The sequence below is a fragment of the Pseudomonas sp. 05N434 genome (assembly GCF_056396965.1).
Genome location: NZ_JBFTMK010000309.1, coordinates 1 through 5,975 on the forward strand (window position 1 = coordinate 1; position 5,975 = coordinate 5,975).

Consider the following 5,975-nt stretch of genomic DNA (forward strand, 5'->3'; position numbering starts at 1 on the left):
GTGGTTACGACGTGACCATGGGTGCTCGACCAATGGCGCGCTTGATTCAGGACAAGATCAAGCGTCCGCTGGCGGAGGAGATTCTCTTTGGCGAACTGGCCGAACATGGCGGTGTGGTGCACATCGACATCAAGGATGGCGAGCTGACCTTCGAGTTCGAGACCACGGCTGAAATGGCCTGACGTTAACCGCAACAAAGCCAAAAGGCGCCGAAAGGCGCCTTTTTGCTGCCTGCCATGATCGTTCCTGCGCAGAGCGTGGGAACGATCCGCACACAAAAACGCCCGGCATAGCCGGGCGTTTTGTATTGACTTGATTAGCGAGCGCGGTAGGTGATGCGCCCTTTGCTCAAGTCATAGGGCGTCAGCTCGACGCGCACTTTGTCGCCGGTAAGAATACGAATGTAGTTCTTGCGCATCTTGCCGGAGATATGCGCGGTTACGACGTGCCCATTTTCCAACTCCACACGAAACATGGTGTTGGGCAGGGTGTCGACGACAGTGCCTTCCATTTCGAAGCTGTCTTCTTTCGACATGCAGTAAAGCCCTCGGTGTCCAATGAATGGCCCGGTGCAACTGCGCCAGGCAAAAGCGGCGTGCATTGTGCCCGAAAAGTGGGGTTTAAGCCAAGGGGTTCTAGTTCAGGATGACCCAACGTTGATTAATCAGCAGTTCGATAGGGCGATATTGGGTCTTGTAGCTCATTTTTTTGCAGTTTTTGATCCAGTAGCCGAGATAGACCGCTTCCAGCCCCAGGCGCCCGGCTTCGGCAATCTGCCAGAGAATCGCGTAACGCCCCAGGCTGCGACGCTCCTCGCCGGGCTCGTAGAAGGTGTACACCGCTGACAGGCCATTGGGCAGCAAGTCGGTGACGGCCACCGCCACCAGTCGGCCTTCGAGACGAAACTCGTAGAAGCGGGAGAACGGCAGGTCACGCACCAGGAAGGTCGAGAACTGGTCGCGACTCGGCGGATACATATCGCCGTCGGCGTGGCGTTGTTCGATGTAGCGCTGGTAGAGGTCGAAATACTCCTCGCTGAACGTTGGTCGGGCCGGGCGTACCTGCAAGTCGGCATTGCGTTTGAGAATGCGTTTCTGCTGACGGTTGGGGGTAAATTGCGCCACAGGAATACGCGCCGGTACGCACGCATTGCAATTCTGGCAATGGGGCCGGTAGAGATGATCACCACTGCGACGAAAGCCCATTTCCGACAGATCTGCGTAGACATGCACATCCATGGGCTGACTGGGATCGAGGAACAGCGTAGTGGCCTGCTCCTCGGGCAGATAACTGCAAGAGTGGGGCTGAGTGGCATAGAACTTCAAACGCGCCAACTCGGTCATGATCAACCCTCGGGATAAACTTTTGATAAGGGGACTTTCTCAATTCGTCTCCCCGCATTAAGTGTAAGCCACACGGGCCAATGTCGCTCAGCAAACCCAGGTGGCACGACCGGGTTGATCCAAGTGCCGGGCAAGGTAGCCGGCAAACTCGGTGCGGGGAATCGCTCGGGCGCCCAGGCTATGCAGATGATCGGTAGGCATCTGGCAATCGATCAGCACAAAACCTGAGTCTTTCAGATGTCGCACCAGCGTGGCAAAGCCATATTTGGAGGCGTTGTCGGCGCGGCTGAACATCGACTCACCGAAAAACAGCTGTCCCATGGCCAGGCCGTAGAGCCCGCCGACCAGCACGCCATCGTCCCAGACCTCCACCGAATGGGCGTAGCCGCGCCTGTGCAGTTCGACGTAGGCGTCCTGCATCGCTTGGGTGATCCAGGTGCCATCGGCGTACTCGCGCGGCGCGGCGCAGGCGCTGATGACCGCGGCAAAATCCCGATCGAAGGTCACTTGATAGCGTTGTTGACGCAGCAGTTTATTCAGGCTGCGGGAGACATGCAGTTCGTCGGGAAACAGCACCGTGCGCGGATCCGGTGACCACCAGAGAATCGGTTGGCCTTCCGAGAACCACGGAAAGCAGCCATGGCGATACGCCTGAATCAGACGGTCGGCGGACAGATCGCCGCCCGCGGCCAGCAGTCCGTTGGGGTCGCGCATGGCTTTTTCCAGCGGCGGAAAAGTCAGGGTATTGCGTTGTAACCAAGTCAGCATGGCATCCGGGCTTGCAGAAGGGGAGGGCGGTGGCGGGCGATAAACCCGCCAGATAGAAGGTTAACCGTCAAACGCCGGGAATGTCATCGAGATACTTCTCGGCATCCAGCGCAGCCATGCAACCGGCTCCGGCAGAGGTCACTGCCTGGCGGTAAACGTGGTCGGCCACGTCGCCGGCGGCGAATACACCCTGGATGGCGGTGGCGGTGGCGTCGCCTTCGCTGCCGCCCTTGACCAGCAGGTAGCCGTTGCGCATCTGCAGCTGGCCCTGGAACAGGTCGGTGTTGGGTTTGTGGCCGATGGCGATGAACACGCCGGCCAGCGACAGTTCAGCGGTTTCGCCGGTATGGCTGTGACGCAGGCGGGCGCCGGTCACGCCGCTGGCGTCACCGAGTATTTCGTCCAGGTTCTGGTTCCAGTGCAGGCGGATATTGCCGTTGGCGGCTTTTTCGAAGAGCTTGTCCTGCAGGATCTTCTCCGAACGCAGTTTGTCGCGACGGTGAATCAGATGAACCTCCTTGGCGATGTTCGACAGGTACAGGGCTTCTTCCACCGCGGTGTTGCCGCCGCCGACCACTGCGACCACCTGGTTGCGATAGAAGAAACCATCGCAGGTGGCGCAGGCCGAAACCCCTTTGCCGGCAAAGGCTTCTTCCGATGGCAGCCCCAGGTATTGGGCCGAAGCGCCGGTGGCGATAATCAGCGCATCGCAGGTGTAGGTGCCGCTGTCGCCGATGAGCTCGAACGGGCGCTGTTGCAACTTGGCGGTATGGATGTGGTCGTAAACGATCTCGGTGTCGAAGCGTTCGGCGTGTTTCTGCATGCGTTCCATCAGCACCGGGCCAGTCAGGCCTTCGATGTCGCCGGGCCAGTTGTCGACTTCGACGGTAGTGGTCAGCTGGCCACCGGCCTGTATGCCGGTAATGACAACGGGTTTGAGGTTGGCGCGAGCGGCATAAACGGCTGCGCTGTAACCGGCAGGGCCGGAACCCAGAATGATCAGGCGGGAATGCTTCGCTTCACTCATAAAAACACCTCATAAGCCTTTGTCACAAAAGAGAATGCATGCTCARATTGGACTGCGCGTATTGTGCTGTTGGCTATGCTGGAGCCAAGGGTCTCAAGCATGGCATTGGGCGAACAAACCCGTACAATGCCCGCTTGTAACAGTGTTTGTATCAAAAAAGCGCTGCGTGCCGTATTTCGAAAAGCCGGGGCACAGTGTTAAAAGTAGTCCCGGTTGGGACTGTTAACTTTTTTACCTGCCTGGATTGGGCAGTTTTTATAGTCATTCAACAGATGGACGCGCCAAGGGCGCAGGAAAAGAAGCGTTTTGAAGAAATCCACCGCAGCACCTAAAACAGTCGTTCCGCTCTGGCGCCAGCAATTGCACTACCGGCTCAAGGAAGGTGCATTGATCGCCATCGGCGCCTTGTGCCTGTTCCTGATGATGGCCTTGTTGACCTATGGCAAGGACGATCCGGGCTGGAGCCATAACAGCAAGATCGACGATGTACAGAACTTCGGCGGGCCTGCCGGTTCTTACAGCGCCGACATCCTGTTCATGGTCCTGGGTTACTTCGCCTACATTTTCCCGCTATTGCTGGCGATCAAGGCCTATCAGATCTTCCGTCAGCGCCACGAGCCATGGCAGTGGAGCGGCTGGCTGTTTTCCTGGCGCCTGATCGGCCTGGTGTTTCTGGTGCTGTCGGGCGCGGCGCTGGCCCATATCCATTTCCATGCGGCGACCGGTCTGCCGGCCGGCGCCGGCGGCGCTTTGGGTGAAAGCCTCGGCGACCTGGCGAAGAATGCGCTGAACATTCAGGGCAGCACGCTGTTGTTCATTGCGCTGTTCCTGTTCGGCCTGACGGTATTCACCGATCTGTCGTGGTTCAAGGTGATGGACGTCACCGGCAAGATCACCCTCGATTTGTTCGAATTGTTTCAGGGCGCGGCCAATCGCTGGTGGGCAGCCCGTACCGAACGCAAGCAACTGGTCGCCCAGCTGCGTGAGGTCGACGATCGCGTGCATGACGTGGTTGCGCCGACGGTCACCGATAAACGTGAGCAGGCCAAGGTCAAGGAACGCCTGATCGAGCGCGAGCAGGCCCTGAGCAAGCACATGTCCGAGCGTGAAAAGCAGGTGCCGCCGGTGATTGCTCCCGCACCGCCGAAGCCGGCCGCTCCGAGCAAGCGCGTGGAAAAAGAGAAACAGGCGCCGTTGTTCGTCGACAGCGCCGTGGAAGGCACCTTGCCGCCGATTTCGATTCTCGACCCGGCGGAAAAGAAACAACTCAATTATTCGCCTGAATCCCTGGCGGCCGTCGGCCACTTGCTGGAAATCAAGCTCAAGGAATTTGGCGTCGAAGTCTCGGTGGATTCGATCCACCCGGGCCCGGTCATTACCCGTTACGAAATCCAGCCTGCCGCCGGGGTGAAAGTCAGCCGCATTGCCAACCTGGCGAAAGACCTGGCCCGTTCCCTGGCCGTGACCAGTGTGCGCGTGGTGGAAGTGATTCCGGGCAAGACCACGGTCGGTATCGAGATCCCTAACGAAGACCGGCAGATCGTGCGGTTCTCCGAGGTCTTGTCGACCCCCGAGTACGATAACTTCAAGTCTCCGGTCACCTTGGCCCTGGGTCACGACATCGGCGGCAAACCGGTCATCACTGACCTGGCGAAAATGCCCCACTTGCTGGTGGCCGGTACGACCGGTTCCGGTAAGTCGGTGGGTGTGAACGCGATGATCCTGTCGATTCTGTTCAAGTCTGGCCCAGAAGACGCCAAGCTGATCATGATCGACCCGAAAATGCTTGAGCTGTCGATCTACGAAGGCATCCCGCACTTGCTGTGCCCTGTGGTCACCGACATGAAGGACGCCGCCAACGCCTTGCGCTGGAGCGTCGCCGAGATGGAACGGCGCTACAAACTGATGGCGAAGATGGGCGTGCGTAACCTGTCGGGCTTCAATGCCAAGGTCAAGGAAGCCCAGGACGCCGGCGAGCCGTTGAGCGATCCGCTGTACAAGCGCGAAAGCATCCACGATGAGGCACCGCTGCTGCAGAAGCTGCCGACCATCGTCGTGGTGGTCGACGAATTCGCCGACATGATGATGATCGTCGGCAAGAAGGTTGAAGAGCTGATCGCGCGTATCGCGCAGAAGGCGCGTGCGGCGGGTATCCACTTGATCCTCGCGACCCAGCGTCCGTCGGTGGATGTGATCACCGGTCTGATCAAGGCGAACATCCCGACCCGTATGGCGTTCCAGGTATCGAGCAAGATCGATTCGCGGACCATCATCGACCAGGGCGGCGCCGAACAACTGCTGGGCCACGGTGATATGTTGTACATGCCGCCGGGCACCAGCCTGCCGATTCGTGTTCACGGCGCATTCGTGTCCGATGACGAGGTGCACCGGGTGGTYGAAGCCTGGAAACTGCGCGGCGCGCCGGAATACAACGATGACATCCTGGCCGGTGTCGAAGAAGCCGGTAGCGGCTTTGAAAACGGCGGCGGTGGTGGTGACGATGATGCCGAAACCGATGCGCTCTACGACGAAGCGGTGCAGTTCGTCCTGGAAAGCCGCCGTGCGTCCATCTCCGCGGTTCAGCGCAAGCTGAAAATCGGCTACAACCGCGCGGCGCGCATGATCGAAGCCATGGAAATGGCCGGGGTCGTGACGTCCATGAACACCAACGGCTCGCGTGAAGTCCTGGCCCCTGGCCCGGTGCGCGACTGATCCGGTATTGAAAGGGGCGGCGTCTTGAGACGCCGCCCGCACTCCCACGAATGTTTATGAGGACTCCCATGCGTCTTATCCGCATGCTGTTGCTGCCGGTACTGGCTCTGACCACGCTCTCGGCC

Annotated in this window: 6 protein-coding genes; 2 read left to right on the plus strand and 4 right to left on the minus strand. The window is 59.3% G+C overall.

Annotated features, from left to right (window positions below; translation table 11 throughout):
- Positions 1–182 (plus strand): hypothetical protein (locus tag AC1DLB_RS18820; RefSeq protein ID WP_477785427.1); only part of this gene is annotated, 182 nt, incomplete at its 5' end.
- Between the two features lie 134 nt (positions 183–316).
- Here AC1DLB_RS18820 and infA read toward each other — a convergent pair.
- From infA to trxB, 4 genes are all read right to left on the minus strand, one after another.
- Complete coding sequence (gene infA / locus AC1DLB_RS18825; protein WP_002553999.1) at positions 317–535, minus strand: translation initiation factor IF-1; 219 nt, start codon at positions 533–535, stop codon at positions 317–319.
- Positions 536–635: 100 nt separating this feature from the next.
- Positions 636–1,343 carry an arginyltransferase gene (locus tag AC1DLB_RS18830; RefSeq protein WP_018925525.1) on the minus strand — a complete coding sequence of 236 codons (708 nt, stop codon included), beginning with the start codon at positions 1,341–1,343 and terminating at the stop codon, positions 636–638.
- Between the two features lie 87 nt (positions 1,344–1,430).
- The gene (aat, locus tag AC1DLB_RS18835) at positions 1,431–2,111 is read right to left on the minus strand and encodes a leucyl/phenylalanyl-tRNA--protein transferase (RefSeq protein WP_018925526.1); all 681 of its coding nucleotides are present in this window, start codon (positions 2,109–2,111) and stop codon (positions 1,431–1,433) included.
- Positions 2,112–2,178: 67 nt separating this feature from the next.
- Entirely contained in the window at positions 2,179–3,138 is a 960-nt protein-coding gene (gene trxB, locus AC1DLB_RS18840; RefSeq protein ID WP_064618784.1) for a thioredoxin-disulfide reductase, read from the minus strand.
- Between the two features lie 306 nt (positions 3,139–3,444).
- Here trxB and AC1DLB_RS18845 point away from each other — a divergent pair, with 306 nt between their 5' ends.
- Positions 3,445–5,850: a DNA translocase FtsK gene (locus AC1DLB_RS18845; protein ID WP_086944984.1), complete on the plus strand. Its 2,406-nt coding sequence runs from the start codon at positions 3,445–3,447 to the stop codon at positions 5,848–5,850.
- The last annotated feature ends 125 nt before the right edge of the window (positions 5,851–5,975 follow it).

Coding starts and splice junctions, on each gene's coding strand:
- infA (WP_002553999.1), bottom strand. CDS start 535: ATGTCGAAAGAAGACAGCTTCGAAATGGAAGGCACTGTCGTCGACACC.
- AC1DLB_RS18830 (WP_018925525.1), bottom strand. CDS start 1,343: ATGACCGAGTTGGCGCGTTTGAAGTTCTATGCCACTCAGCCCCACTCT.
- aat (WP_018925526.1), bottom strand. CDS start 2,111: ATGCTGACTTGGTTACAACGCAATACCCTGACTTTTCCGCCGCTGGAA.
- trxB (WP_064618784.1), bottom strand. CDS start 3,138: ATGAGTGAAGCGAAGCATTCCCGCCTGATCATTCTGGGTTCCGGCCCT.